The organism is Pseudonocardia kunmingensis (genome assembly GCF_006716445.1).
Classification (GTDB): domain Bacteria; phylum Actinomycetota; class Actinomycetes; order Mycobacteriales; family Pseudonocardiaceae; genus Pseudonocardia; species Pseudonocardia kunmingensis.
In genome coordinates, this window is record NZ_VFPA01000003.1 from 328801 (window position 1) to 355041 (window position 26241).

General features: G+C 72.9%; 25 protein-coding genes. 7 read left to right on the forward strand and 18 right to left on the reverse strand.

What is annotated here, in order from left to right:
• Positions 1 to 11: 11 nt before the first annotated feature.
• The 9 genes from FB558_RS24500 to pdhA form a co-directional block, all read right to left on the reverse strand.
• The gene (locus tag FB558_RS24500) at positions 12 to 1250 is read right to left on the reverse strand and encodes a metal-dependent hydrolase family protein (protein WP_142057246.1); all 1239 of its coding nucleotides are present in this window, start codon (positions 1248 to 1250) and stop codon (positions 12 to 14) included.
• On the reverse strand, positions 1247 to 2068 hold the full coding sequence (locus tag FB558_RS24505) for an ABC transporter ATP-binding protein (RefSeq protein WP_142057248.1): 822 nt from the start codon (positions 2066 to 2068) through the stop codon (positions 1247 to 1249). Before FB558_RS24505 ends, FB558_RS24500 begins: the two co-directional genes overlap by 4 nt.
• Positions 2065 to 3066, reverse strand: coding sequence for an ABC transporter ATP-binding protein (locus FB558_RS24510; protein ID WP_142057250.1), 1002 nt, complete (start codon positions 3064 to 3066; stop codon positions 2065 to 2067). Before FB558_RS24510 ends, FB558_RS24505 begins: the two co-directional genes overlap by 4 nt.
• Positions 3063 to 3965, reverse strand: coding sequence for an ABC transporter permease (locus FB558_RS24515; protein WP_142057252.1), 903 nt, complete (start codon positions 3963 to 3965; stop codon positions 3063 to 3065). The genes FB558_RS24510 and FB558_RS24515 overlap by 4 nt, the downstream gene beginning before the upstream one ends.
• Positions 3962 to 4930 carry an ABC transporter permease gene (locus FB558_RS24520; protein ID WP_170231511.1) on the reverse strand — a complete coding sequence of 323 codons (969 nt, stop codon included), beginning with the start codon at positions 4928 to 4930 and terminating at the stop codon, positions 3962 to 3964. The genes FB558_RS24515 and FB558_RS24520 overlap by 4 nt, the downstream gene beginning before the upstream one ends.
• Positions 4927 to 6552, reverse strand: a complete 1626-nt coding sequence (locus tag FB558_RS24525) for a peptide ABC transporter substrate-binding protein (protein WP_142057256.1) — start codon at positions 6550 to 6552, stop codon at positions 4927 to 4929. Before FB558_RS24525 ends, FB558_RS24520 begins: the two co-directional genes overlap by 4 nt.
• A 300-nt stretch (positions 6553 to 6852) precedes the next feature.
• Positions 6853 to 8094 carry a dihydrolipoamide acetyltransferase family protein gene (locus FB558_RS24530; protein ID WP_142057258.1) on the reverse strand — a complete coding sequence of 414 codons (1242 nt, stop codon included), beginning with the start codon at positions 8092 to 8094 and terminating at the stop codon, positions 6853 to 6855.
• Entirely contained in the window at positions 8091 to 9062 is a 972-nt protein-coding gene (locus FB558_RS24535) for an alpha-ketoacid dehydrogenase subunit beta (protein WP_425468094.1), read from the reverse strand. Before FB558_RS24535 ends, FB558_RS24530 begins: the two co-directional genes overlap by 4 nt.
• A 17-nt stretch (positions 9063 to 9079) precedes the next feature.
• The gene (gene pdhA / locus FB558_RS24540) at positions 9080 to 10135 is read right to left on the reverse strand and encodes a pyruvate dehydrogenase (acetyl-transferring) E1 component subunit alpha (protein ID WP_425468066.1); all 1056 of its coding nucleotides are present in this window, start codon (positions 10133 to 10135) and stop codon (positions 9080 to 9082) included.
• A 161-nt stretch (positions 10136 to 10296) separates the two neighbouring features.
• On the opposite strand from pdhA, the gene FB558_RS24545 reads away from it, so the two are divergent.
• The 5 genes from FB558_RS24545 (at position 10297) to FB558_RS24555 (ending at position 14524) form a co-directional block, all read left to right on the forward strand.
• Positions 10297 to 10731 carry an Lrp/AsnC family transcriptional regulator gene (locus FB558_RS24545; RefSeq protein WP_142057262.1) on the forward strand — a complete coding sequence of 145 codons (435 nt, stop codon included), beginning with the start codon at positions 10297 to 10299 and terminating at the stop codon, positions 10729 to 10731.
• A gap of 402 nt (positions 10732 to 11133) precedes the next feature.
• The gene (locus FB558_RS43385) at positions 11134 to 11283 is read left to right on the forward strand and encodes a hypothetical protein (protein WP_170231512.1); all 150 of its coding nucleotides are present in this window, start codon (positions 11134 to 11136) and stop codon (positions 11281 to 11283) included.
• A 360-nt stretch (positions 11284 to 11643) separates the two neighbouring features.
• On the forward strand, positions 11644 to 11802 hold the full coding sequence (locus FB558_RS43390; RefSeq protein WP_170231513.1) for a hypothetical protein: 159 nt from the start codon (positions 11644 to 11646) through the stop codon (positions 11800 to 11802).
• Between the two features lie 158 nt (positions 11803 to 11960).
• Entirely contained in the window at positions 11961 to 13451 is a 1491-nt protein-coding gene (locus tag FB558_RS24550) for an MFS transporter (RefSeq protein ID WP_142057264.1), read from the forward strand.
• Positions 13452 to 13624: 173 nt separating this feature from the next.
• The gene (locus tag FB558_RS24555) at positions 13625 to 14524 is read left to right on the forward strand and encodes a helix-turn-helix domain-containing protein (protein ID WP_142057266.1); all 900 of its coding nucleotides are present in this window, start codon (positions 13625 to 13627) and stop codon (positions 14522 to 14524) included.
• 7 nt (positions 14525 to 14531) lie between these two features.
• Here FB558_RS24555 and FB558_RS24560 read toward each other — a convergent pair whose 3' ends face one another.
• The 4 genes from FB558_RS24560 to FB558_RS24575 all read right to left on the reverse strand — a co-directional run bounded on the left by FB558_RS24560 (position 14532) and on the right by FB558_RS24575 (position 18213).
• Positions 14532 to 15452, reverse strand: coding sequence for a ferritin-like domain-containing protein (locus FB558_RS24560; RefSeq protein WP_246106725.1), 921 nt, complete (start codon positions 15450 to 15452; stop codon positions 14532 to 14534).
• Between the two features lie 209 nt (positions 15453 to 15661).
• Positions 15662 to 16576: a DMT family transporter gene (locus tag FB558_RS24565; RefSeq protein WP_211366817.1), complete on the reverse strand. Its 915-nt coding sequence runs from the start codon at positions 16574 to 16576 to the stop codon at positions 15662 to 15664.
• 109 nt (positions 16577 to 16685) lie between these two features.
• Entirely contained in the window at positions 16686 to 17261 is a 576-nt protein-coding gene (locus FB558_RS24570; protein ID WP_211366818.1) for an Lrp/AsnC family transcriptional regulator, read from the reverse strand.
• 10 nt (positions 17262 to 17271) lie between these two features.
• Positions 17272 to 18213: a DMT family transporter gene (locus FB558_RS24575; protein WP_142057272.1), complete on the reverse strand. Its 942-nt coding sequence runs from the start codon at positions 18211 to 18213 to the stop codon at positions 17272 to 17274.
• Between the two features lie 82 nt (positions 18214 to 18295).
• Here FB558_RS24575 and FB558_RS24580 point away from each other — a divergent pair, with 82 nt between their 5' ends.
• The gene (locus tag FB558_RS24580) at positions 18296 to 19267 is read left to right on the forward strand and encodes a LysR family transcriptional regulator (protein ID WP_142057274.1); all 972 of its coding nucleotides are present in this window, start codon (positions 18296 to 18298) and stop codon (positions 19265 to 19267) included.
• A 2-nt stretch (positions 19268 to 19269) separates the two neighbouring features.
• Entirely contained in the window at positions 19270 to 20598 is a 1329-nt protein-coding gene (locus FB558_RS24585; protein ID WP_142057276.1) for an MFS transporter, read from the forward strand.
• A gap of 81 nt (positions 20599 to 20679) precedes the next feature.
• Here the strand turns inward: FB558_RS24585 and FB558_RS24590 are convergent, their stop codons facing one another.
• Genes FB558_RS24590 through FB558_RS24610 form a run of 5 tightly spaced genes read right to left on the reverse strand, consistent with a single transcriptional unit; the run spans position 20680 to position 26197 of the window.
• The gene (locus FB558_RS24590; RefSeq protein WP_142057278.1) at positions 20680 to 22047 is read right to left on the reverse strand and encodes a sulfatase-like hydrolase/transferase; all 1368 of its coding nucleotides are present in this window, start codon (positions 22045 to 22047) and stop codon (positions 20680 to 20682) included.
• 19 nt (positions 22048 to 22066) lie between these two features.
• The gene (locus FB558_RS24595; protein WP_142057280.1) at positions 22067 to 22951 is read right to left on the reverse strand and encodes a carbohydrate ABC transporter permease; all 885 of its coding nucleotides are present in this window, start codon (positions 22949 to 22951) and stop codon (positions 22067 to 22069) included.
• Entirely contained in the window at positions 22938 to 23846 is a 909-nt protein-coding gene (locus FB558_RS24600; RefSeq protein ID WP_142057282.1) for a carbohydrate ABC transporter permease, read from the reverse strand. Before FB558_RS24600 ends, FB558_RS24595 begins: the two co-directional genes overlap by 14 nt.
• Positions 23843 to 25138: an ABC transporter substrate-binding protein gene (locus FB558_RS24605; RefSeq protein WP_142057284.1), complete on the reverse strand. Its 1296-nt coding sequence runs from the start codon at positions 25136 to 25138 to the stop codon at positions 23843 to 23845. The genes FB558_RS24600 and FB558_RS24605 overlap by 4 nt, the downstream gene beginning before the upstream one ends.
• A gap of 39 nt (positions 25139 to 25177) precedes the next feature.
• Complete coding sequence (locus tag FB558_RS24610) at positions 25178 to 26197, reverse strand: LacI family DNA-binding transcriptional regulator (RefSeq protein WP_142057286.1); 1020 nt, start codon at positions 26195 to 26197, stop codon at positions 25178 to 25180.
• Positions 26198 to 26241 lie beyond the last annotated feature (44 nt).

The window sequence follows — 26241 nt, forward strand, 5'->3', positions numbered from 1 at the left end:
GCAACCGGAGGTCAGCCGGTGACGGCTCCGCCGCCCGGGACCGACGAACCGGAGGAGACCATCCGGCCACCCTGGTACACCGCCCGCACCCGCGAGCCGAACCCGTGCACGTCGAGCGGGGAACCCGCCACGACCACGAGGTCGGCCCGCTTGCCCGGCATGACCGTGCCGACCTCGTCCGCGATCCCCAGCAGGTGCGCCGCCGAGCCGGTGCCGGCGTGCAGCGCCTGCACCGGCGACAGCCCGTGCTCCACGAGGAGGGCGAGCTCGGTGGGGTTCTCCCCGTGCGGGATCAGGGGCGTGTCGGATCCCATCGCGAACCGCACGCCGGCCTGCAGGGCCCGCTCCATCGTGCGGGAGCGGGCCGCGGCCGTGCGCTGGATCTTCTCCAGGATGCGGTCCGGGAACGGCTGCCCCGCCTCGATCGCCCGCTGCAGCCCGAGGCCGGCCGACAGCGTGGGGACGAGCCAGGTGCCCCGCCCGACCATCAGCGCGATGGTCTCGTCGTCGAGCTCCTGCCCGTGCTCGATCGAGCGCACCCCGCCCCGGACGGCGTTCTTCGCACCCTGCGCGCTGGCGTGCGCCATGACGGACAGGCCTGCGGCCGCCGCCTCCTCGACCAGCATGACGATCTCGTCGTCGCGGAAGTGCGGGGTGCGCGAGTCGGCGCCCGGGGAGACCGTGCCGCCGCTGGTGGCCACCTTGACCACGTCGGCCCCGGCCCGCACGAGCTCGCGCACCTTGCGCCGGATCTCCTCGGGCCCGTCGACGACCGCCGACGGGCGACCCGGGTGCGGTGGGGAGAAGTCCATGACGCACGTCGACGGCCACCAGGGATCGCCGTGTCCGCCGGTCTGGCTGAGCATCGTCAGCGACACCTGCATGCGCGGACCGGGGATCAGGCCGCGCTCCTGGGCGACCCGCATGCCCATGTCCGCCCCGCCGGCGTCGCGCACGGTCGTCACGCCGCTCGCCACGGTGCGCACCATGTTCCGCGCGCCCTCGTAGAACTGCAGCGAGAACGGCTGCTGCGCGCTCTCGAACAGGTCTCCGGAGATCATCGTGAGGTGGACGTGGCAGTCGATCAGGCCGGGCAGCACCGCGCAGCCACCGACGTCCACGGCCTCGTCGCCGTCGAGGTCGACACCCACGTCCACGATCCGGCCCGCCTCCACGACGACGTCGGCGGGCGCCGGTGCGGCGAGCGTGCCGTCGTACACGGTGCCCCCGCGCAGGACGAGACGGGTCACGCGCGCCGACCCCGCTGGGTGGGGTCGGTGATCGGCTTCGCCATCAGCAGCTCCTGCGTGTACGGGTCGGCGGGGTGGTCGAAGATCTGCTCGGGCTCCCCGGTCTCGACGATCCGGCCCCGACGCATCACGGCGATGCGGTCGGAGATGTGGCGGACCACGTCGAGATCGTGGGCGATGAACAGGTAGGTCAGGTCCAGCTCCTCCTGCAGGTCCTGGAGGAGGTTGATGACCTGTGCCTGGATCGACACGTCGAGCGCGCTGACCGGCTCGTCGAGCACGACCAGCCGGGGGTCGAGGGCGAGCGCGCGGGCGATCCCGACGCGCTGGCGCTGGCCCCCGGAGAACTCGTGCGGGTAGCGGTTCTCGTGCCCCGCCTCGAGCCCGACCAGGTCCAGCAGCTCCCGGACCCGCCGCGGCCCCGCGCCTCCGCGGTAGCGGCCGAAGATGCGCAGCGGCTCGGCGATGATCTCGTGGACGGTCAGGCGCGGATCCAGGGACGCGTACGGGTCCTGGAACACCATCTGGATGTCCTGGCGCACACCGCGCAGCCGGCGCCGGCCCATCGTCGCCAGGTCGTGCCCGCGGAAGTCCACCCGCCCTGCGGTCGGCCTGAGCAGGCGCACGACGCAGCGCGCCGTGGTCGTCTTCCCGCATCCGGACTCGCCGACCAGACCCAGCGTCTCGCCCCGGCGCAGCTCGAAGCTGACGTCGTCCACCGCGCGGGTGCCCGGGGTGCCGCGGCGGACGAACCGTCCGGCAGGTGCGAACTCCTTGACCAGCCCGTCGACCCGCAGCACCACCTCCCGGTCGGTCATCGCGCCTCCTCGTGGGCCAGCTCGTGGTGGTAGTGGCAGCGGCTCGTCCGGCCCGTCCCGTCAACCGGCAGCAGGTCGGGTTCGTCGCGCCGGCACGGCTCCCGGCCCCGCGACAGTTCGCAGCGGGGGTGGAAGGTGCACCCGCTCGGTGGGGCGGCGAGGCTCGGTGGCTGGCCGGGGACGGCGGGCAACCGCCGCGCGCCGGCGGTCGCTCCCGGCCGGCTGGCCAGCAGGCCGCGCGTGTACGGGTGGCGGGGCTCGCGGAAGATGCCGAACACGTCCCCGGTCTCCACCACGCGCCCGCAGTACATGACCACCACCCGGTCGGCCATCTCGGCCAGCAGGCCGAGGTCGTGGGTGATCAGGATCGTGGAGGCGCCCGTCCGGTCCCGCGCCTCTGCCAGCACGCGCAGGACCTGGGCCTGCACGGTGACGTCGAGCGCCGTGGTGGGCTCGTCGGCGATCAGCAGCTTCGGCTCGTTGGCGATCGCCATCGCGATCATCACTCGCTGCCGCATCCCCCCGGAGAACTCGTGCGGGTACTGGTCGAGCCGGCGCGGCGCGTCCTCGATGCCCACCGACGTGAGCAGCTCCACCGCACGTTCGCGGGCGGCGCTCTCCGGCACCTCCCGGTGCACGAGCACCGCCTCGGCCACCTGCGCACCGATCGTCAGCACCGGGTTGAGCGAGGTGAGGGGATCCTGGAAGATCATCGAGACGTCGTCGCCGCGCAGCTTCCGCAGCTCCTCGGCCGGCATCGCCAGCAGGTCCCGGCCGTCGAACAGCGCCCGGCCCCCGGTCACGCGCCCCGCGGGTGGGAGCAGCCCGAGCACCGACAGGGCGGCGGTGCTCTTGCCCGAGCCGGACTCGCCGACGACGCCGACGGTCTCGCCGGGCCGGACGTCGAAGCTGACGTCGTCGAGCGCGCGGACGGCACCTCGCGGCGTGCGGAACTCGGTCGTCAGGCCCTGGACCGAGAGCACGGCGTCCGCGCTCATGCCGCCCGCCCCGTCGGCGCCGAGGGATCGAGGGCGTCCCGCAGACCGTCGCCGACGAAGTTGATCGCCAGCGAGAGGACGACGATCATCATGCCGGGGACGGCCACGAGCCACCACTGCGTGAGCATCGAGCCCTGACCGGCGGAGATGAGCTGCCCGAGGGCCGGCGTCGGGGGGTCGATACCGAAGCCCAGGTAGGACAACGTCGACTCCAGCAGGATGGCCTGCGCCACCACGAGGGTGGCGTTGACGATGATCGCGCCCATCGTGTTCGGGACCATGTGCCGGAAGATGATGCGCAGGTCGCCGGCCCCGCTCACGCGCGCGGCCTGCACGTAGTCGACCTCGCGCAGCGGCAGGCACTGGGCGCGCACGATGCGGGCGATGGTGGTCCACATCAGCAGCCCGAGGATCACCGCGACCCGCACCGGCGACCCGCCGCCGAGGTAGGCGGCCACCACCAGGACGACCGCGAGGAACGGCAGCGTGAGGACGAAGTCGACGATCCGCATCAGGACGTTGTCGACGACGCCGCTGTAGAACGCGGAGACGGCGCCGACCACCGTGCCGATCACGGTGGACAGGATCGCGACGAGGACGGCCACCAGCACCGAGGTCTGCGTTCCGTACAGCACCCGGCTGAAGTAGTCGCGACCCACCTTGTCGGTGCCGAACAGGTGCCAGTCCTGGAACGTCGGTGGCAGGTTGACGTTCTGCAGGTCGAGCTCGTCGTAGGTGTACGGCGCGAGCCACGGTGCGAGCAGGGACACGAGGGTGATCAGGACGAAGACGAGCAGGCTGGCCATCGCGAGGCGGTGCGCCACGAAGCGCTGCAGCGCGCGCCGCCCGGGAGAGCGGTGCACGACGTCCGGGCCCGCACCGGATGCGGCGGAGGTCATGTGCGGCTCCGGGGGTCGAGGTAGCCGTAGCTGAGGTCGGCGAGCAGGTTCCCGATCATGATGAAGACCGCCGTGAGCATCAGGAACGCCATCACGCTGTAGACGTCGCGGCTCTCCAGGGCGTCGATGAAGAACAGCCCCATGCCGTCGAGGCTGAAGACGGTCTCGGTGACGATGGCGCCACCGAACGTCATGCCGAAGTTCAGGGCGGCCACCGTGACGAGCGGGATGAGCGCGTTGCGCAGGGCGTGCCTGCGCACGACGAGGCGCTCGGGCACGCCCTTGGCCCGCGCGGTCCGCAGGTACTCCGCGCCGAGCACCTCGAGCATCTCGCTGCGCATGTACCGGCTGTACGCCGCGACGTTCAGGTACACGAGCGCGAGGACCGGCAGCGCCAGGTGCTGGAGCCGGTCCAGCACGAAGACCAGCCCGCCTCCGGGATCCACCGAGTTGAGCCCGGAGGTGTAGAAGACCCGGACCCCGGTGTCGAGGAACAGGTTCGTGAACACGACCTGCAGGATCAGCGCGAACCAGAAGACCGGGATCGAGTAGCCGAGGAAGCTCAGCCCGGTCAGACCGTAGTCGAGCCACGAGTACTGCCGGCGCGCCGAGATCACGCCGATCGGGACCGCGAGCAGCAGCGCGATCACCTCGGCCGCCACCACCAGCTGCAGCGTGTTCCAAGCCGCCCGTGACAGCTCCGGCCAGATCTCCTGCCCGAAGGTGGTGGTGCCGAACGCGTCGGTGACGGCGTCGCGCAGCCAGTAGCCGTACTGCACCGGCAACGGGTCGTCGAGGTGCTTGGCCTCGATGGTGTTCTGGATCGTCTCCTGGCTGACGTTCGGCGAGCGGCGCAGCTCGGCCAAGGGGTCGCCGATCGCGGAGAGCCCGAAGAACACGACGACGCTGGCGAGGAGCAGGACCGGGACGGACAGCAGCAGGCGCTTGCCGATGAAGCGGATCACCCGATCCTCCACCGCTCGACGTTCCACAGGTAACCCCAGTCCGTGGGGTTGGTCGCCGGACCGTCCAGCGCCGTGCTCCACGCGAGGAAGGCCGGTGTCTGGTAGAGCGGCAGGGCGGGCAGTTCCTGGGCCATCACGGCGTTCGCCCGGTTGAGCAGATCGGCGCGCCGCGCCGGATCGAGCTCGGTGCGGCTCTGCGCGATGAGGGCGGTGACCTCCTCGTTGCAGGAGGAGCGGTAGTTCATCTCGCCGTCGCACTCCCAGAGCGCGAGCGCGGGGTTCGGATCGGCGCTGCCCACCCATGCCTGGTTGAACAGCTCCCACGCGCCGTCCTCGCCGCTGGGCCAGGTCTCGCCGAAGTACGTCGCCGCGTCCTGCGGCTGCGGAATGATCTCGATCCCGACGTCCTGCAGGTAGGACTGCAGCACGACGAACTGCAGCTCCCGCAGCTCGTTCCCGGCCGTGTAGCCGTAGTCGAACGACAGGCGCACCCCGTCGCCGCAGGTCCGGATCCCGTCCTCGCCCACCGGGCAGCCCGCTTCGTCCAGCAACCGCCGGGCCGCATCGGGGTCGAAGCGCCATCGCCGGAAGGCCGGGTCGTACTCCTCCTGCGAGTTGACGTAGACCAGGTTGTCCAGGGGTTGCGCCTCGGGGTTCATCGGTCCGATCAGCGCCCGCACCAGCTCCTCCCGATTCACGGCCAGCGCGATGGCCTCCCGGACGAAGGCGTGCTCGGCGTCGAGCCCGGACACGCCGTGGTTGATCTCGAAGAACTCCCACGACCCGCCCGCGAGCACCTGGGACTGCACGCCGGGGACCTCGCGCACCTGCTCCACGAGGTCGAGCTGCGGCTGAGAGGTCAGCACGTCGATCTCGCCGCCGCGCAGCGCCTGCACCTGCACGGTGGAGTCCTCGATGAACCGCAGCACCACCTGCTCCGGGGCCTGCGTCTCGCCCCAGAACCGCTCGTTGCGAACCAGCGTCATGTCCCGGCCCTTGTTCCAGCCGCCGAACGTCATCGGCCCGCTGGAGACGGTGATCTCGTCGTCCCAGATCTCGTCGAAGTCCTTCCCCGCCAGCTCGTGCGCCGGCAGGATCGCCCCGGGACCGCTGCTGAACAGCGACTTCCAGGGCGCGTAGGGCTCGGTGAACACCATCCGGAAGGTCTTGTCGTCGACCACCCGGGACGCCGCCATGTCCACCTTCTCGCACCCCGCGCGCACGGCGATGTCGAAGTCGGGGTTCCGGCAGGTCTGCAGCGTGAACAGGATGTCGTCGGCGGTGATCGGCACACCGTCACTCCACGTGGCCTCCTGCTTGAGCCGGTAGGTCACCGTGAAGGGGTCCTGGGTGATCTCCGGTTCGCCCTCCAGCAGCAGCGGCTCGTAGCTGAAGTCCGGGGTGACGCGCCACAACGGGTAGAGCATGGAGAGCGCGATCGAGTACGTGGCCTGCAGGTTCCCCTCGCTCAGCCACGGGTTGACGATCGGCGGCTCCTGGGGGGTGCCGACGACCACGATCCCGCGCTGCAGGCGGTCGTCGTCCCGGTTGATCCCACCCCCGCACCCCGTCGCGGCCAGCGCGAGCGCCAGCACCGCTCCGATCAGCTTGGAGATCCGCAAGCGCTCGGTCCTCCCACCTCGTCGTGGCCCGGAATGACCGCACGGTAGTGGGAAGGGGCGGAACGCGCGGCCCGGGATCACGCGCGACGCCGCGGCAGCGCCGCTCGCGCCGGCCGGATGGTGAACTCGACGAACTCGCGGACTCGCTCGCCGGGGCACGCCGACATGATCGCCGTCCGAGTGCACTCACTGCTGTCTGACCAGCAGTACACGCACTGAGTCGGCGATCTTGCTCGACAACGGGCGGGAGCTCCTGGACCCCGGACCGGCGATCGCAGCCGTGACCGCGCGGGCCGTCGGTCAGAGGTCGGCCATCGCCGACGTCGGCGACTCGACCGCATCGGCCACGAAGCGCAGGAACCCGCCCGCGGTGCCGCCGTCGCAGACCCGGTGGTCGAACACCAGCGAGAGCTGCACGATCCGGCGCGCCACGACCTCGCCGTCCACCACCCAGGGCCGGGGGAAGATCCGGCCCATGCCGAGGATGGCGACCTCGGGGTGGTTGATGATCGCGGCGCTGCCGTCCACGCCGAGCACGCCGTAGTTGTTGAGGGTGAACGAGCCGCAGGTCAGCTCGGCCGCGGTGCTCGAGCCGTCGCGGGCGGCCGCGGTGAGCCGGCGGATCTCGGCGTCCAGACCCCGCATGCCCATGCGGTGCGCGTCGCGGACGGCGGGCACGACGAGCCCGCGCACGGTCTGCGCCGCGATGCCGAGGTTGACCCCGTCGAGGTGGGTGATCTCGTCCCGCTCGGTGTCCACCCGGGCGTTGAGCTCGGGGAAGCGGGCGAGCCCGGCCACGACGAACCGCGCGACCATGGCGAGGACGCCCGGCGCCGCACCTCCCGCCGCGAGCTCGGCCCGCAGCTCCAGCAGGGCGGTCGCGTCGACGTCGACCCAGGTGGTGGCCTCGGGGATCTCGTTGCGGCTGCGGGTGAGGGTCTCCGTGACCGCCTTGCGCATCCCCCGCAGCGGCACCCGAGTGCGGATCGGCAGGCCGGTGCGCCGGTCGACGTCCGGCGCCGCGGGAACGTCCGCGGCCGCCGTCGCCGCCTCGACGTCGCGGCGGGTGATCACGCCGTGCGGGCCCGTGCCGGTGAGCGTGGCGAGGTCGATCCCCCGCCGCCGGGCGAGCTGGCGGACGATCGGCGACTTCACCGCGGGCCGGGCGCCGGCCGGAGCCGGGGCGCCGGCCGCCCGGTTCGCGCGACGGCGGCGGCGGGCCGGCGCGGCGGACGTGCCGTAGCCGATCAGGACGTTGCCCGAGCCGGCCCGCTCCTCCTCGACGTAGGTGTCGGCGGCCGCGGGAGCCTCCACGGAGATCAACGGCTCCCCGACGGTCAGCGTCGCGCCCTCCTCGCCGTGCCGCTGCGCGACGACCCCTGCGAACGGCGAGGGCACCTCGACCACCGCCTTCGCCGTCTCGACCTCGGCGACCGGGGCGTCGACCGCGACGGTGTCGCCCACCGCGACCAGCCACCGCACGAGCGCGGCCTCGGTGAGCCCCTCGCCGAGGTCGGGCAGCGTGAAGACCTGCGTGCTCATGCGGCCCCCTCGTCCCACTGCAGCGCGTCGACGGCGTCGAGGACCCGGTCGACGCCGGGCAGGTGGTGCTGTTCCAGCTTCGGCGGCGGGTAGGGCACGTCGAAGCCGGTCACCCGCCGCACCGGAGCCTCCAGGTGGTGGAAGCACCGCTCGGTCACGCGGGCGACGACCTCCGAGGCGACCGAGGCGAACCCCGGCGCCTCCGCGACGACCACCGCGCGCCCGGTGCGCACGACCTCGGCGCAGACGGTCTCGTCGTCGAACGGCACGATCGAGCGCAGGTCGACCACACCGACGTCGCGCCCCTCGGCCGCGGCCTGCTCGGCGGCGGCCAGCGCGACCGGAACCGACGGCCCGTAGGCGATCAGCGTCGCGTCGCGGCCGGTCCGGCGGACCACCGCGCGCCCGATCGGGGGCACGGCGGCGTCGACGTCGACCTCCTCCTTGGAGAAGTAGTGCTTCTTCGGCTCGAGGAACACCACCGGGTCCGGCCACTCGATCGCCGCCCGCAGCAGCCCGTAGGCGTCGGCGTTCGTCGCGGGCGCGACGACCGTCAGCCCCGGCGTGTGCGCGTAGTAGGCCTCGGAGGAGTCGCAGTGGTGCTCGACGCCCCCGATGCCGCCCGCGTACGGGATCCGGATGACCATCGGCAGGCGCATCCGCCCGCGCGTGCGGTTGGCGAACTTCGCGACGTGGCTGGCGATCTGCTCGAACGCCGGGTAGGCGAAGGCGTCGAACTGCATCTCGACGACCGGGCGCATGCCGTTCATGGCCATCCCGACCGCCATCCCGACGATGCCCGACTCGGCCAGGGGCGTGTCGAAGCACCGGGCCTCGCCGAAGTCGCGGGTCAGGCCGTCGGTGACCCGGAATACCCCGCCGAGCGGGCCGACGTCCTCCCCGAACACCACCACCGAGTCGTCGGCGGTCATGGCGTCGCGCAGTGCGCGGTTGATCGCCTGCGCCATCGTCGTCTTCGCCACCGTCAGGCCTCCTCGAGCTCGGCCCGCAACGCCGCGCGCTGCTCCACCAGCTGGGGCGTCGGGGTCGCGTAGACGTGCGCGAACAGCTCCTCCGGGTCGACAGGCGCCTCCGCCCCCATCCCCGCCCGCACGTGCGCCGCCACCGCCTCGGCCGCCGCGACGACCTCGCGCTCGACCTCCTCGCTGAGCACGCCCTCGGCGTCGAGATGGGCCCGCAGCCGGACGATCGGGTCGCGCGCCGTCCACTCCTGCACCTCGGTGTCCGGGCGGTAGCGGGTGGCGTCGTCGGCGTTGGTGTGGGCCTCCACGCGGTAGGTGTCGGCCTCGACGAGCGTGGGGCCCTTCCCCGCGCGGGCCCGGGCGACGGCCTCGCCGAGCACCGCCGTCAGCGCGAGGAGGTCGTTGCCGTCCACGCGCACGCCCCGCATCCCGTAGCCGACGGCCTTCGCGGCCAGCGACGGCGCGACCGACTGCCGGGCCAGCGGCACCGAGATCGCGTACTTGTTGTTCTGCACGAAGAACACCACCGGCGCCGCGAACACCGCCGCGAAGTTGCAGGCCTCGTGGAAGTCGCCCTCGCTGGTGGCGCCGTCGCCGCACAGCGCCATCACCACGGTGTCCTCGCCCTTGAGCCGCGCCGCGTGCGCCACCCCGACCGCGTGCAGCAGCTGCGTCGCCAGCGGCGTGGCCTGCGGCGCGACGTGGTGGGAGACGGGGTCGTAGCCGCAGTGCCAGTCGCCGCGCAACATCCCCAGCACCTCGACCGGGTCCACCCCGCGGGCGACGATCGCGGCGGTGTCCCGGTAGGTCGGGAACAGCCAGTCCCCGGCACCGAGCACGGACGCGCACGCGACCTGGCACGCCTCCTGCCCGCGCGACGACGGGTACACCGCGAGCCTGCCCTGCCGGACGAGCGCGCCCGCCTGCTCGTTCAGCCGGCGGGCCTGCGCCAGCTGCCGGTAGCCGTCGAGCAGCACCGCCGGGTCGGGTGCCTCCCGCCCGTCCAGCAGCCGGCCGGACTCGTCCAGGAACCGCACGGTGGTGACGTCCTCGTCCACTCCCACACCTCCATCGGCGAGCCATTCCGAGGAGATGCTGCCGCCGCAGCGGGCCAACTGGCTACGCTCATGGACGAAACCGAGACGACTGGCTGCCGCTATCTGTTCAGCCGGGCCGATCGGCCGACCGAGCACCGCCCAGCCGCCCGGGAGCGAGACGAGTGGACACCCTCGACGACATCGACCGCCGGATCATCGCCGCCCTCGAGGCCGACGGCAGGCTGTCCGGCCGCGCCCTCGCCGAACGCGTGACGATCTCCCGGGCGAACGCCTACGCCCGGCTCGAACGGCTCGTCGCCGACGGCGTGATCACCGGGTTCACCGCGACCGTCGACCCGCTGAAGGTGGGCCTGACCACCTCCGCCTACGTCACGCTCTCGGTGCGGCAGAACAGCTGGCGCGACCTGCGGGAGCGGCTGCGGGAGATCCGCGAGGTGCGGCACATGGCGCTGATGGGCGGCGAGTTCGACGTCATGCTGCTGGTCCGGGCCGCCGACAACGACGCCCTGCGCCGCGTCGTGCTGGAGGAGCTGCAGGCCATCCCCGGCGTCCTCGCCACGCGCACGTTCCTGATCTTCGAGGACGAGGCGGGCTGACGATCAGCCGGTGCCCGCCGGCCGCATTCCCCACCCTGCGGATCAGCACGCTGCCGGACACCTGGCCGTGGCCCGATCCCGCGCCCTGTGATCGCTATTGTCAGCGTTCCGCGGAACGCCGACGAGCCCATGATCACCGAAACTGGTGCCACGGCCGCACTCCTGCGGTCGAGATACCGTTCTTGACGATCACCGAAGCGAACCCGGCCACGAGAAGTACAGCGGCGCGGCCGAAAGAACCCTCACGTGCGACTCACACCGATCATGCGAGCACGACCCGCGCCTTGTGCCAGTACGTGCCTTCGGTCGCGTTCCGCGGAACGCAGCCGAGGGCCCGGGAACTGTCCGACCCCGATGCCATCCTGAACCGGAGAACACCAGCTCACACCCCTGGAGACTCCGGTGTCGATCCGGCGGCTGCCCGACCGGTGGCAGTTCCACCGCCCCGACGCCACCCCGATCCCCACCACCGGCCCACCACTGACCGGCAACACCGAACGCCTCATCGAGATGCACACCCGCGCCGGCTGCGGATCGCGCGCACCACCCTGACCCCGAACTGGTTCGGCGAACGCCTGGACCCCGAGCCGATCCTGGACGCCCTGCTCCCCCGCCGGGTCACGACCGCGGCCTGACCGCGTTCAGCGGAACGCACCCTGACCGCGCCCTCGGCGAAGAGTCCGGCGAAGGCCGCGGCGTCCGCGTCGCGCTCGAACCGGCGCAGCCCTTCGGCGAAGGCCCGCGCGCGGTCGTCGCGGATCTCGGTGCCGGTGTCCTCGCGCGCGTCGTGGTCCGTCATGGGATCCGGCTACCCCGCCACCCACCGTCCAACGGAGCGGTGAACCTGGTTTGGAGCGATTTGCACCCGGGCACCGTCGCGGCAAGGGGCAGCGACGGATCCGGGAGGCCGACGTGGACGACGATCGCGCGAGACGCAGGCGGGAGCCCCCGTACCGGGTGCTCCTACGGGCCCACCGCCCGTCGGAGGTGTTCCTGCGGGCGAGCACGCAGGTGCAGCGCCCGTCGGAGGCACCTCCGGACGAGGTGCCCCGTCCCCGGCGACCCGAGTAGCGCGACCGCCCCTCTGATCGCCAGGAGCGATCACCAACGCCCCTGCTCGATCAGACTGCGGCGGCTGCTAGCGTCGGCTCGTGGGCGTTTTCAGCAAGTAGCTCCGGGCTCGCGGACTCCGCGGCACACGGACGCGGTCGGCCCCTCCGGTCGTCCGCATGCCGGTGATCGCCGAGCTCTCCGCGGGACACGTGTCCCCCACCCACTCGCGCGCACCGTGCGCGCCGAGCCTGGAGAACCCCGTGCATTCCCACGATCCCGTGCGCTCCCCCCTGCCCGCCGACGGCCGCCGCCGCTGGCAGGCCCTCGCGTTCCTCTCGTTGCTGCAGCTCCTGATCGCGGTGGACGTCACCGTCGTCACCATCGCCCTGCCCTCCATCGGCGCCGACCTGGACGCGCCGGTGTCGTCCCTGACGTGGGTCGTCACCGGCTACACCGTGGTCGGCGGCGGGCTGCTGCTCCTCGGCGGGCGGCTCTGCGACCTGCTGGGCCGGCGCCGGATGTTCCTGGTCGGCGCCGGCCTGTTCGGCGTCGCCTCGCTGGCCGCCGGGCTCGCCACCGACCTGACCACGCTGGTGCTCGCCCGGTTCGCCCAGGGCGCCGGGGAGGCCATCGCGTCGCCCGCCGCGATGTCGCTGATCGCGCTGCTGTTCCCCGGGGCGCGGGAGCGTGCCCGCGCGCTGAGCGTATGGGGTGCGATCTCGAGCAGCGGGCTGGTCGTCGGCGTCCTGCTCTCCGGGGTGATCACCGAGCTGCTGCACTGGCGGGCGATCTTCCTCGTCAACCCCCCGCTGGTGCTGCTGGTCCTGGTCGCGACGCCGCTCCTGCTCCGGCGCGACGCCCCCACCGCACGGGTCCGCCTCGACCTGCCCGGCGCCGCGCTCCTCACGGTCGCACCGCTCGCGCTCGTCTTCGGGATCGTGCGGGCCGGTGAGCGCAGCTGGACCGACCCCACCGCCACCGGGTCGATCCTGCTGGCGCTCGTCGCGTTCGGGGCGTTCCTGCTCGTGGAGGCCCGCACCCGTCGACCGCTCGTCGACCTGCGCTTCTTCCGGCACCGCGTCCGGTCGGCCGCGAACGTGGCGACGGCGCTGCTCAGCGCGGCGCTGTCGACCACCTTCTTCCTCTCCACCCTGTACCTGCAGGACGTGCTCGGGTTCGACCCCCTCGCCGCCGCGCTGGCCTTCCTGCCGTTCTGCCTCGCCCTGCTGCTCGCGGTCACCCAGGTCGCCCGCCTCGTCGGCGCGCTGGGCACCACCAGGACCGCGCTGCTCGGCCTCGCGACCACGGCCGCGGGCGTCGCCTGGCTCGCGCGGCTGCCCGTCGCCGGTGACCTCTGGGTCGACCTGCTGCCGGGCATGGTGGCCGTCGCGGTGGGGATGGCGGTCGGCCTCATCGCCCTGCAGAACGCGGCGCTGACCGACGTCACCGACGGGGACGCGGGCGTCGCGTCCGGCGTCCAGCGGTGCGTCGACCAGCTCGGCGGCGCCACCGGCCTCGCGCTGCTCGTCGGCATCGCCTCCGCCGCGTCCCCCGACGCGGGCACCGCGGCGCAGGTGGCGGGCTTCCGGACCGCGTTCCAGCTGGCCCTCGGCGGCCTGGCCCTGGCCGCTGTCGCCGTCGCCGTGGGGGGTCGCCGCGCCACCTGATCGCGTGCGGTGTCGAACCGGTGCGCAGGCCGTTCCCGTACACCCGTCGGACATCGACGCGACCGTTGCGGAGGGACCGGCCACGATGCGACCCGCTCCAGGAGACACACCGCTCGCCCACGGCGGCGTGGAGGCGACGTTCCTGCTCCTCCGCGCCGCCTGAGCGGCTCGCGATGCGCCTCACGCCCGCCGTGGTGGTGGACGCCGACGACGCCGCGGTCCTCGAGTCCTGGATCCGGGACGGCCCGCCGGCGCGCGCGCTGCGGGCCCGGATCGTCCTGCTGTCCCGGGACGGGCTGGGCGCCACCGCGGTCTCCGACCTGCTGGGCTGTTCACGCCAGACCGTGGTCAGCTGGCGGGGCCGGTACCGCGCGGCGGGGCTGTCCGGGCTCGCGGACGCGCCCCGCTCCGGCCGGCCCCCCACCGTCGACGCCCACGCCGTCGTCGCCCGCACCCTGCAACCCCCGCCGGAGGGCGCGGCGCGCTGGTCGACCCGGCTGGTCGCGACGCAGCTCGGGATCAGCAACGCCGCCGTGGCGAAGGTCTGGCGGGCCCGGGGGCTCGTCCCCGGCGCGGACGGCACGCTGTGGCTGGCCGCCGAGCCCTACCTCGACGCCGCCGTCGACCGCGTGGAGGGCCTGCACGCCGGCCCGTCGCTGCGGCTCCTCGTGCTGCGCGCCGGCGTGCCCGGGGTCGTCGGGCGGGTCGCGCGCTGGACGACCCTCGGCGCGCGCCTGGCCGCGATCGACACCGGCCCCGGCTGCGAGCCGAGCGCACTGACGGCGTTCCTGGAAGGCCTCGGCGGCTGTGGCACCGCACGTCGCGCGCTGTGCAGCGGCACCGTGCCCCCGGCGGTCCTCGGGTGGGCGCGCGCCCAGGACGTCACGCTGCACACCGCTCCGTGCGCGGCGTCGTGGTCGCGGCTCGCGCACCTCGCGTGCGTCCGCGCCGCCGCCGCGCGCGGCGGGGCGCCGTCGGTGGCCGCGCTGAGCGAGTTCCTGGGTGCCGGTCCCCGGCACCCGCTGTCCTGGGTGGCGGAGGGGGACGCGCCACCGCCACCCAGGACGGGGTGACGCCGGATCAACCGTTGGCGTCGCTCGTGGTGACCTCGCCGTTGACCCCCGCGGGGAAGAACCCGCCCTCGGTCACGGCGGCCGGGTTCAGGTAGGCGATGTTGAGGACCTGGCCGGGCGTGCGCGAGAACGCGATCCCGTTGTCGTCGGCCGGCACGATGTTCGCGGTGCCACCCGTGACGATCCCCTGGTCCAGATCCGAACCGCCGTCGAGGGAGTCGCGGGCGTCGGAGATCTTCCCGGCCGGATCCTCGAGCCCCTTGGAGAGCAGTACGGTGCGGATGAGACCGGCGTGGTACGCCTCGACCGCGAGGATTCCCGCCGCGGCTTCGAGGAAGGTCTTGTTCGACACCAGCGGGGCGGCGCCCTTGTACGCCGTGACGCCCACGTCCTCGAAGATGAACGCGCCGAGCAGGAAGCTGTTCTCGTCGGCGAAGGGGTCGAACTCCTCGCCCTTCCCGATCACCCCCGCGGCGACGGCGGCCGCGGTGAAGGCCTCGTCGAGGTCGATCTCCGGACGGGCCACCTTCGCGTCCCCCAACGCGCTGCGCAGGAAGTCGACGTGGGCGCGCTCGTCGTCCGCGATCTCCTCGGCGTACTGCCTGCCGAGCGTGCTCTCGAACCGCACCTTGCGGCCGCCGCGGACCGCTCCGCGCTCACCCGCGCCGTCGACCTGCGAATCCTTCAGCCCTTCACCGGTGACGGCCCGGAGGTAGAACTCGGCCTCCAGGTACTCCAGGTTCAGCGCGAAGTTCAGCACGGCCGCGTCGCTCGGGCCGTCCTGGTCGTCGTCACCGCCGCCGGCGAACGCGGTGCCCGCGCCGGCGACGCTGATCCCGGCGATTCCCGCGCCGGTCAGGCCCGCCGCCCGCAAAAACCGGCGGCGGTCGACGGCGTTCTCCGCGCTGCGACCGATTGCGTCGTTCACGAACGACCTGGCAAAACCCTCGAACACTCGAGTCTCCTCACGGGAACGCACGACGGCGCTGCCGCGGCACCCGCGCAGCGATCCCCATCTATCCGGAGAAACGACCGGGGACCGCGGACGGTATCCGTCCGATCAGGCGACATGCGAACTTCGTGCACAACGTCCAACAACTTCATCGCCATTTCGAGGAACCATTGTGACGGTTCTCCTCACGTCCGGATCCGCGCTTCCGCGCCGCGCCGCCGGGACGCGGGCACCGGCCGGGCGACGACCACGAGCCCGCCCAGCAGCAGGACGGCGCCCGCGGTCACCGGTGCCGAGAGGCGCTCGCCGAGCAGCAGCACCGCGAGCCCGGCGGCGACCAGCGGCTCGACCAGCGACAGCGTGCCCGCGGTCGCGGCGCTGACGCGGCGCAGGCCGGTCACGAAGAACCAGTACGCGGCGGCCGCGGTGACCGGCCCGAGCCACACCACCAGCGCCAGCCCGCGCGGTGTCGCGAGCCCGGGGACGGCGGCGAGGGTCCATGGCGCCAGGACCGACCCGCCCACCAGGAGGGTCACCGCGACGGCCGCGGGCATCGGGACGCCGCGGTGGATCAGCCGCTTCGCGGAGACGGTGTAGACGCCGAAGCAGGCGCCTGCCAGCACCCCGAGCGCGGCACCGACGAGGTCGACCCGCACGCCGTCGGAGGGGGTGACCACCAGGACGCACCCGACGACCGCGCAGCCGGTGCCCGCCACCCAGTGCCGCGTCAGCCGGGTGCCGAGGGCGATGCGCTCGCAGATCCCGGTGGCGACCGGCGCGACGCCGAAGGTGAGCGCCGTGGCGACGGCCGCACCCGTCGTCACCACGGAGGTCATGAACGCCGTCTGGAACGTGGCGGTGGCGGCCGCCGCCGCGAGGACCGCGGGCCAGGTGCAACCGGTCAGCAGCCGGAAGGACCGGGGGGCGGTCGCCAGCACCACCGCGGCCAGCACGAGCCCGCCGACCAGGATCCGCGCGCCGCCGAGCGCCGCCGGCCCCGCGACGGGGCCGGCCAGCAGCTGCGCGGGCCCGACCGTCCCCCACAGGGCCCCGGCCAGCAGGACGAGCGGGACGCCGAACCGGTCCTTCTGTTGCTCCACACCGGCGAGCATGAGCAGATCAGCGGCAGGAGACGCCTCGGATCGAACGTCCTTCGGCGGACACCTTCTCGCCCGCCACCCGTTCGACTCGGCGACGCGGAAGGCCTGGTCAACCGGAGTTACTTCGGCGAACGCGGCGGGAGTCGTCCGGAAGTTCGGACTGCTCCACCGGCTGCACGTAGTCGAAGACCACCGTGGTGCGCACGTCCACGAACTCCTTGCGGCGCGCGAGCCGGTCCAGGACGAAGTCGCGCAGGTACTGCGTGCTGGGCACGGCGACGTGCACCAGGACGTCCTCGTTGCCGGTCACCACGAACACGCCGAGGGTCTCGGGCAGGGCCGCCATGCTGTCGCGGACGTTCTCGATGGCCTCCCGGGACTGCGGGCGGATCCGGATCGAGATCAGGGCCTGCACGCTGCGGTTCAGCGCCGCGGGGTCGACGGCCGCGTGGAACCCGGTGATCACGCCGCGGGCCCGCAGCGCCCGGGTGCGCTCCAGCGCGGTGGACGGGGCGACCCCCACCGCGTCGGCCAGCTCGCGGTTGGTCTGGCGGCCGTCGCGCTGCAGTCGCCGCAGGATCGCCTGGTCCACCGCGTCCACGGCGCCCTCCCACCCGCACGAGCCGAACGTCCTTCGCGCCGCGCTCGGCAGGAGCCCCTGCCGGCCGACGATCGTTCGAATCATGCCAGGCGGGTCAGGCGGTGGTCACCGGCTGGGCCGGAGCCTGCGCCGCCACGGCGGCAGGGCGGCGCTTCGGTCGGGTCGCGACGACCACCCCCGCGAGGCAGAGCACCCCGCCGGCGAGCGCGAGCGGCGCCGGGATCTCACCGAGCAGCGCCCAGGACAGCAGCACGACGATCGGCGGCACGGCGTAGGTGGCGGCGGCCAGCCGTCCCGCGGTCGTCCTCGAGAGGGCGTACCCCCAGGTCAGGAACGCGAGAGCGGTCGGGAAGACGCCGAGGTAGACGATCCCACCCACCGTCGCGGCGGGCACCGCCGCCAGCTCGGCGAGCAGCGCGGGCAGGTACGGCAACAGACCCACCGTCCCCGCGACCGCGCCGACCCAGGTGAGGGTCAGCGCGTCGATCCGGGCCAGCAGCCGCTTCTGCGCGACGGCGGCACCGGCGTAGAGCAGCGCGGCGAGCAGCCCGAGCAGCACCCCGGTGAGGTCGGCACCACCGGCGGACGTCGTCGTCGCGATGAGCACCACCCCGGCGAACGCGACCGCCATACCCGCCAGCAGCCGCGCCGGGAAGCCCTCCCCCAGCAGCAGCCCGGCCAGCACCGCGACCACCACCGGCGCCACGTTCACCAGGAGCGCAGCGGTGCCCGCGTCGAGGTGCCGCTCGGCGGCGTTGAGCGCCAGGTTGTAGAGCCCGAACCAGGCCGCACCCCACAGGGCGATCGCGCCGAGCAGGCGCCCGCGCGGGAGCGCCACCGGCGCGACACCGGGGCGGGCGCGCACCACCAGCACGATCGCGGTCAGCGTGAGCGACCCGACGAGCATCCGGCCCAGGGCCAGCGCCCCGGGTGACAGCTCGTGGCCGACGGCCCTGATACCGACGAACGCCGAGGCCCAGAGGACGACGGTCGTCGCCGCGGCGGCGAGGGGGAGCAACTGCCGGGAGAACGTCACGGCTCCAGCCTGCGCCGGCCAACCGTTCAGCACCAGCGACTGTTGCTACCGCTCGATTCAGTACGACTGTAGCGTCGACGGCGTGCTCGACACCCACCGCCTGCGCATCTTCCGCTCCGTCGTCGCCAGCGGGTCCGTGCAGGCCGCCGCCGCGAACCTCGGCTACACCCCGTCCGCGGTCAGCCAGCACGTCACCGCCTTGGCGAGGGAGACCGGGCTGGCCCTGTTCGAGCGGGCCGGTCGTGGCCTGCGCGCGACGGCCGCCGGGCTGCTGCTGGCCGAGCAGGCCGACGCGATCCTCGACCGGCTCGGTGAGGCCGAGGCCGTCATCGCGGACCTGAAGGCGGGCCGCACCGGTGCGTTGTCGCTGTCCTACTTCGCCTCCGTCGGCGCCGCCTGGCTCCCCCGGGTGGTGCGCAGGCTGACCGGCGAGTTCCCCGGCGTCCGGCTGGACCTCGCCCTGCGCGAGTGGCTGCCCGACGACGCCGGTGCCCGGTCCGACGTGCAGATCGCGGTCGAGCGCCCGGACTTCGCCGCCTGGCCCGGGTTCACCGCGCACCACCTGCTCGACGACCCGTACGTCGCCGTGCTGCCGCAGGCCCACCCGTTCGCGGACCGGAGCGAGATCGAGCTGGCCGAGCTCGCGGGTGAGCGCTGGGTGGACAACGACTTCGCCCGCGGCTGGTGCCGGCGCAACCTGGTCGAGGCGTGCACCGCGGCCGGATTCCGGCCGCCGTTCCACATCGAGGCGCACGACTACCCGACGGCGCTCGCGCTGGTCGCCGCGGGCATCGGGATCACCGTGCTGCCCGAGCTCGGCGCCGCCCGCCTCCCGGCCGGCACGCGCGCCGTGCGCGTCGTCTCGCCGGTGCCGGTCCGCTCGATCCTGGCCGTGGTCCGCGACGCCGTCGCCCACACGCCGCCGGTGCGCGCCGCGTGCGAGGAGCTGCGGGCGATCGCGGGCGAGACCACCCGGGTCGTCACGAGCGGATCGGATCTACCGGAACCGGTGATCAGTGGCCACACTGACGCCGACTCGACGGCGAGGGGGTAGGCATGGATCACTCGGCGACACGGCCCGCGGGGGCGCAGAGCAGCATCCGCACGTTCGTCGGTGTGGGCGCGGGCAACGCCATGGAGTGGTTCGACTGGGGCATCTACGCCACGTTCGCCACGTTCTTCGCCTCGCAGTTCTTCGCCTCCGGGGACAGCGGCGCCGACCTGTTGCGCACGCTCGCGATCTTCGCGGTCGGGTTCGTCGCGCGACCCTTCGGCGGGGCGTTGTTCGGGTGGCTGGCCGATCGGAAGGGCCGGCAGCTGTCGATGGCCCTGACGGTCGCGCTGGCCGGCGGTGGCAGCCTCGTCATCGGGCTCACCCCGACCTACTCGAGCATCGGCATCGCGGCGCCGCTGATCCTCCTGCTCGCCCGCCTCGCGCAGGGCCTCGCGCACGGCGGCGAGCTGCCGGCCGCGCAGACCTACGTCGCCGAGATGGCGCCGCCCGAACGCCGCGGGCAGTGGTCGAGCCTGATCTACGTGTCCGGCTCGGTGGGCGTGCTCGGCGGGACGTTGCTCGGCGCCGTCCTGTCCGGCCTGCTGAGCCCCGAGCAGATGACCGCGTTCGGCTGGCGGATCCCGTTCGTCCTCGGCGGCGTCTTCGGTCTGTACGCGCTGGTGATGCGCCTGCGCCTGCGCGAGAGCGACACGTTCCTCGACGCCGCCGACCCCGCCGACGCGCCGGACGCCGAACGGTTGCCCACCTCGTTCTGGCGCGCGCTCGTGGCGAACCCGATGGCGATGCTGCGGGTCATCGGCCTGACCGTGGGGCTGACGATCTCCTACTACGTGTGGGCGATCAGCGCGCCCGCGTACGCGATCAGCGCGCGCGGCGTCGACCCGCAGGCCGCGTTGTGGGCCGGCACGGGCGCCACGGTCGTGTTCATGGCCGCCCTTCCGTTGTGGGGCAGGCTGTCGGACCGCGTCGGCAGGCGCCCGGCGCTCATCGTTGCCGGGGTGCTGCTCGCGGTCCTGCTGTTCCCGCTCGACGCGCTCGCCGGCACGAGTGCGTGGACGCTCTTCCTCGCCACGTCGATCGCGCTCGCCCTCGTCGCGGCGGGCGCGGCGATCGTCCCCGCGCTGTACGCCGAGCTGTTCCCCACCGGCATCCGCGCCGCCGGCATGGGCGTGCCCTACTCGGTCGCCGTGGCCGCGTTCGGCGGCACCGCGCCCTACCTGCAGAGCTACTTCGCCGGCATCGGCTCGCCCGCCCTGTTCACCGGCTACGCCGTCGTGGCGCTCGCCGTCTCGGTCCTCACCGTCCTGACGATGCCGGAGACGAAGGGACGCGACCTGCGGCAGGTACGCAAGAGCGTCGCGCGCCCCTGAAAGGCCGGCGAACCGGACGCACCTTGGAGCCGTACTGCTGTGTGGAGCGCGCAAGAACAGCAGTACGGCTCCAAGGTGCGGTCAGGAGCCCTCGATGATGCGGGCCGGGAGCGGCCCGCCCCGCGCCGTCGGGTCGGGGTGGCGAAGGCGGCGCGTCTCGCCCTGCCAGGGCCGGATCGCCACCTCCATGCCCTCGACCCTGCGGACGGCGTCGGCCAGCGCCCGGCCGAGTTGCGCGGCGATGTCGCGGTGGTTCTCGCTGTCGATCAGGTTGTCCAGCTCGTACGGGTCGGCGTCGAGGTCGTAGAGGGCGCGTTCGGTGTAGGTGTCGGCACACGGCACGTCACCGGCGTCCGGGGCGTGGACGTGGTACTTCCAGCGGGAGGTGCGCAGGGCGCGGCCGACCTCGGTCTCGCTCACCTGCACGAGGACCCCGTCGGCGGCCTCGGCCGGGACGTCGAAGTACCGGTCGAGCGGCCGGCCGTCCAGGTGCTCCCCCGCCGCGATGCCTGCCGCGGCCAGCAGCGTGGGCACGACGTCGACCGTGCTCACCGGCGCGGGCACCCGGCGGCCCCCGCGGTACCCGGGCCCCTCGACGACCAGCGGCACCCGGATCGAGCCGTCGTGGGGTGAGCGCTTGTACTCGTCGTTGCGGGTCTTGAAGTGCGAGCCGTGGTCGGAGGTGTAGAGCACGAGGGTCGAGTCGGTCAGGCGCAGGCTGGTGAGCGCGTCGCGCAGCCGTCCGAAACCCTCGTCGACGCGCTTGATCTGGCCGTAGTAGCCGCCCGCGTGCTGGTGGGCGGTGCCGGGCAGGGCGGCGAGGTCCGGGGGCAGCCAGGCGCTCGTGTAGGAGTCGCGGTAGACGTCCGGCGCGGGGTAGTTGTCCTGCTCGTTCTGGTGGTGGGGCTCGAGCAGCGACAGGAACAGCAGGAACGGCTGGTCGTGCCGGCTCGCGCGCGCGATGAACCGGATGGCCGCGTCGACGAGCGCGTCGGAGCGGTAGCCGGGCAGGAACACCGCCTCGTCGTCCTCGTCGTAGACCACGGTGTGGTAGGCGTCGGAGCTGAACTCGAGCAGGTTCGCGGCGAGCCAGCTCTCGTACCCGCCGCGGTCCTCCTTCGGCACCGGCTCCTCCCCCGAGAGGTGCCACTTGCCGATGTAGCCGGTCTGGTAGCCGGCCGCCGCGAACTCGCGGGCCAGGGTCGGCGCGTCCGCGGGCAGGGGACGCCCGTTGCGGTGGACGCCGGCGTTGGTGGGGTACTGCCCGGTCTGCAGCGCGGCCCGCGCGGGGGCGCACACCGGGTTCGTGGTGCAGGCGACCTCGAACATCGTTCCGGTGCGGCACATCGCGTCGAGGTTCGGGGTGAGGCCCAGCGGGTTGCCCGCGGCCCCCAGGGTGTCCCACCGCTGCTGGTCGGTGAGGAAGACGACGACGTTGGGACGGGTCAACGGTGCGCTCCTGAGCTGGTCACTTGAGGCCGGAGAGCGAGATGCCCTCGACGAGGAACTTCTGGGTGACGACGAAGAACAGCGCGGTGGGGACGAACAGGATCAGCGCACCGGCCGCGGTGAGGTTCCACTGCGTGAAGTACTCCTGGTTGAACAACGTGAGCCCGATCGGCATGGTCCGCATCTCGGTGGTGCTCGTGGCGATCAGCGGCCAGAGGAACTCGTTCCACTGGAAGACGAAGGTCAGCAGGGCCAGTACGGCCAGCGCCGGCCTGCACTGCGGCAGGATGATCTGCAGGTAGATGCGCAGCTCGGAGGCGCCGTCCACGCGCGCGGCCTCGATCAGCTCGTCGGGCAGGGGCTGGATGAACTGCCGCATGAGGAAGATGCCGTAGGCGTCCATCAGGAACGGCACGATCAGGCCCTGGTAGGTGTCGATCCAGCCGAGGTTGGAGAAGATGGCGTAGATCGGCAGCATCCGCACGAAGAACGGCACCATCAGCGTCGAGAGCACCGCGACGAACGCGATCCGCTTGCCGGGGAAGTCGAACTTGGCGAAGACGTAGCCGACGAGCGGGTCGAACACCAGGTGCGCGATCGTGATGGCCCCGGCCATGATCAGGCTGTTGAGGAAGAACCGGCCGAACGGCGCCGCCTCGAACAGCCGCACGAAGTTGTCCCACTGCGGCTCCGCCGGCCAGAGCACCGGTTCACCGGCGAACACCTCGGCGTCGGACTGCAGGGACAGGGCGAGCATGTACAGCAGCGGCAGGACGGTGACCAGGCCGAGCAGCACCAGCAGCACGTAGGAGGCGGCCCGGTCGCCGGGGAACAGGCGGTCGCGGCGGACGACGCTGCCGGCGGGAGCGGCCGCGGGGGCGGGCGCGGTGTCAAGCAGCGTCATGGGTCCGGTCCCCGATCTTCAGTTGCACGACGGACAGGACGAGGACGACGACGAGCAGCAGCAGCGACAGCGCCGCCGCGTAGCCGAACTGGTTGGTCTCGAACGCCGTGACGAACAGCCGGTGCGCGTACAGCGAGGTGGCGTTGCCCGGGCCGCCGCCGGTGACGATGTAGGGCAGCGCGAACTGCTGCAGCGCGCTGATCACGCCGATGATGCAGACGAACAGCGTGGTGGGCGCCAGCAGCGGCAGCGTGATCGAGAAGAACCGCCGCCACGGGCCCGCCCCGTCGATGCGGGCGGCCTCGTAGTACACGCCCGGGATGCCCTGCAGGCCCGCGAGGAACAGCACCATGGTGTAGCCCGCCGACGACCAGACGGTGATGCCGATGATCGTCGCGAGCGGCGCGGTGTTCAGCCAGGTCTGCCCCGGCAGCCCGAGCGCGTCGAGCACCCGGTTGAGGATGCCGATCTGCGGGTCGAGGATGTTGCGCCACAGCAGACCGATGATCGACACCGACGTGAGGTAGGGGACCAGCAGCACCGAGCGGAACAGCGTGCGGCCCGGCAGCGACTGGTTGAGGATCACCGCGAGGCCGAGCCCGATCACGATGCCGATCACCAGCGTGCCCGCGGCGTAGACCAGGGTGATCCAGAACGAGTGCTGCACCTCCGGGTCCGCCAGCGCCCGCACGATGTTGCCGGCGCCGACGTACTCGGTGCCGCCGACCCCGCCGTAGGCGCTGGCCAGCAGCTGGTTGCCGATGGGGAGGAAGAACAGCAGCGCGAAGAACACGACGGCCGGGGACAGGAACAACCAGGCGGTCCTCGCCTGCGCGCGCTGCCGGGAGGTCCTCGGGCTCCGCGCCGGGGTGGGGGTGGAGGTCGCAGCGGTCATCCGAGCGTCCCCTTCGCCGCCGTGCGGAAGTCGGCCAGCGCCTCACCGACGGGCCGCTGCTGGATGACGATCTCCTGGTAGGCCTTCTCGTAGAGCTCGTTGACCTGGGCCCGGTGCCCGCTGGCCGCCAGCTGGGGGTCCTCCTCCGTCACCAGGCCCAGCGCGGTGGCGATCACCTTCAGGTCCGGGTCGTCGGCGACCGCGGGGTCCTGCGCCCAGCTCTTGCGGGGCATCGACATGCCGACCTCCGCGGTGACGGCCAGCTCGGTCTCCAGTGCGGTGAGCCTGCGGACCAGCTCCCACGACAGCTCGGGGTTCTTCGCCTTCGCCGGGATCATCAGCCCGGACCCGGCGAGCGAGGTGGCCTGCACGGCGCCCGTGAGCGGCGGCGCGAGGCCCAGGTCGATGTCCGGGCTGCCGGTGCGGACGGGCCCGATGTCCCACGGCCCGGACAGGAACGTGGCCGCCCGCCCCGCCGAGAACAGCTTCTGCGGCCCGGAGTAGTCGGTGCTCGCGACGGGCGGGGGCGAGACCCGGTGGACGTGGACCAGGTCCTGCATGTACTGCAGCGCCAGGTCGGCCCGGTCGGCCGGGATCATGAACTCGCCGCCTGCCACGTCGCTGTAGACGACCTGCTGCTGGTAGTAGAACGGCGCGCTGTAGCTGTAGTCGGAGTTCAGCGCCGTGCCGGACACGTCGCCCGTGGTGGTGGCGCGGGTGACCTCGAGGAACTCCTCCCACGTGGTCGGCGGGGCCGGGAACCCCGCCGCCGACAGCAGCTGCTTGTTGTAGAACAGCAACCCGTTCGCGGTCAGCTGCAACGGGATCGAGTACGTCTTGCCCTCGTACTGGCGGGAGGTCACCGACGCCTCGATGAAGTCGTCGGGGAACCCCATCTCCGCATCGCCTGCCGCGAGCTCGTCGAGCGCCAGCACGTTGCCGGGCACGCCGTACTGGATCCCGGTGCCCGCACCGGTCTCCTCGACCAGGTCGGGGACGTTGCCGGACTGGAAGTCGGCCACCAGCTTCGTGGTCAGGTCCGGCCACTGGAACTTCTGCACGTTGACCGTCACGCCGTGGTCCGTGCCGAACCGGTCGAACACCGCCTGGTAGGCGTCGTAGGCGTGGCCCGCGTTCCAGTAGACCGTGAACGTGCCGGCCCCGCCGCCGTTCGTCGGGGCCGGCTGGATGGGCGCGCAGGCGGTGGTGGCGCCGACGGCGCCCAGCACCGTGGCCCCCATGCCGTACCGCAGCAGGGACCGGCGGGTGAACTGGCGCGATGCGGACATCATCGTCCCTTCTCTGTCGTGTTCGGGGGTTCGGGCGGGGGATCAGGCGGACGCGCGGCGCTCGAGGACCCAGGGCAGGTCGAGCACGCGCGGAGGCCGATCGGGTTCGTCGATGCGGGCGAAGAGGATCTCGACGATCTCGGTGAAGTCGAACTGCGCCATCCCGACGCTGGTCAACGCCGGGAACGAGACGACGGCCTCCTGGGTGTTGCCGACTCCGATCACGGCGAAGTCGTCCGGCACGGCGAGCCCCCGCTCGCGTGCCACCTGCAGCGTGGCGAGCGCGCCCCGGTCGGACTCGCTGATCAGGGCGGTCGGCGGGTCGGCGGCGTCCAGCAGCGCACGGGCCCCGACCAGCGCCTCCTCGCGCGAGGTGGCGCCGGGGCGCGCCAGCGCGGGGTCGACCGGCACGCCGGCGTGCTCGTGCGCGTCCCGGTAGCCCAGGTAGAGGTCCCGGGACCGGGACGCCGCGGTGAGGTCGTTGTGGGAGAGGTAGCCGATGCGCCGGTGCCCGGTCTGCAGCAGGTGCGCGACGGCCTCCCCCACCGCCGCGCGGATGTGGTTGCGGACCACGTCGGCCGGCCCGGGCTCCAGGTGCTCGCTGAACGCGACCACCGCCCGCGTGCTCCGGGCGAGCCGGTCGAGGTCCAGGCCGTCGGCCAGGCCGGGCGCGAAGATCGCCCCGTCGACGTAGCCCTGCGTGATGACGCGCAGGGAGTGCTCCGCGCGCTCGGGGTGGCGGATCGGCAGCCCGATGACCGAGTAGCCGTGCGCCACGGCGACGTCCTCGCACTGCATGGTCAACCGGTCCACCCACGGGCCGACCGGCGGCGCGTAGACCAGGGCGATCAGCTCCGTGCGCTGCCGGCGCAGCACCCGCGCGGCGGTGTTGCCTGCGTAGCCGAGGCGCCGCGCGGCCTCGCGGACCTTGTCCTGGGTGTCCTGCGGCAGCTGCCGCACCCGGTCCGAGCGCCCGCTGAGCACGTACGAGCACGTCGCGACGGAGACACCGGCGGCCGAGGCCACCTCGCGCAGCGTCGGACGCGCTCTCCCACCTGGCATGGTGAAAGCATTCACCAGGCGCTCGGCCGCCGTCAAGTCCGTCC

What these genes read in the sequence shown, in the direction of transcription:
- FB558_RS24505 (WP_142057248.1), bottom strand. Translation starts at nt 2,068, where the DNA reads ATGACCGACCGGGAGGTGGTGCTGCGGGTCGACGGGCTGGTCAAGGAG.
- FB558_RS24510 (WP_142057250.1), bottom strand. Translation starts at nt 3,066, where the DNA reads ATGAGCGCGGACGCCGTGCTCTCGGTCCAGGGCCTGACGACCGAGTTC.
- FB558_RS24515 (WP_142057252.1), bottom strand. Translation starts at nt 3,965, where the DNA reads ATGACCTCCGCCGCATCCGGTGCGGGCCCGGACGTCGTGCACCGCTCT.
- FB558_RS24530 (WP_142057258.1), bottom strand. Translation starts at nt 8,094, where the DNA reads ATGAGCACGCAGGTCTTCACGCTGCCCGACCTCGGCGAGGGGCTCACC.
- FB558_RS24535 (WP_425468094.1), bottom strand. Translation starts at nt 9,062, where the DNA reads ATGGCGCAGGCGATCAACCGCGCACTGCGCGACGCCATGACCGCCGAC.
- FB558_RS24550 (WP_142057264.1), top strand. Translation starts at nt 11,961, where the DNA reads ATGCCGGTGATCGCCGAGCTCTCCGCGGGACACGTGTCCCCCACCCAC.
- FB558_RS24555 (WP_142057266.1), top strand. Translation starts at nt 13,625, where the DNA reads ATGCGCCTCACGCCCGCCGTGGTGGTGGACGCCGACGACGCCGCGGTC.
- FB558_RS24570 (WP_211366818.1), bottom strand. Translation starts at nt 17,261, where the DNA reads ATGATTCGAACGATCGTCGGCCGGCAGGGGCTCCTGCCGAGCGCGGCG.
- FB558_RS24585 (WP_142057276.1), top strand. Translation starts at nt 19,270, where the DNA reads ATGGATCACTCGGCGACACGGCCCGCGGGGGCGCAGAGCAGCATCCGC.
- FB558_RS24595 (WP_142057280.1), bottom strand. Translation starts at nt 22,951, where the DNA reads ATGACGCTGCTTGACACCGCGCCCGCCCCCGCGGCCGCTCCCGCCGGC.
- FB558_RS24600 (WP_142057282.1), bottom strand. Translation starts at nt 23,846, where the DNA reads ATGACCGCTGCGACCTCCACCCCCACCCCGGCGCGGAGCCCGAGGACC.
- FB558_RS24605 (WP_142057284.1), bottom strand. Translation starts at nt 25,138, where the DNA reads ATGATGTCCGCATCGCGCCAGTTCACCCGCCGGTCCCTGCTGCGGTAC.
- FB558_RS24610 (WP_142057286.1), bottom strand. Translation starts at nt 26,197, where the DNA reads ATGCCAGGTGGGAGAGCGCGTCCGACGCTGCGCGAGGTGGCCTCGGCC.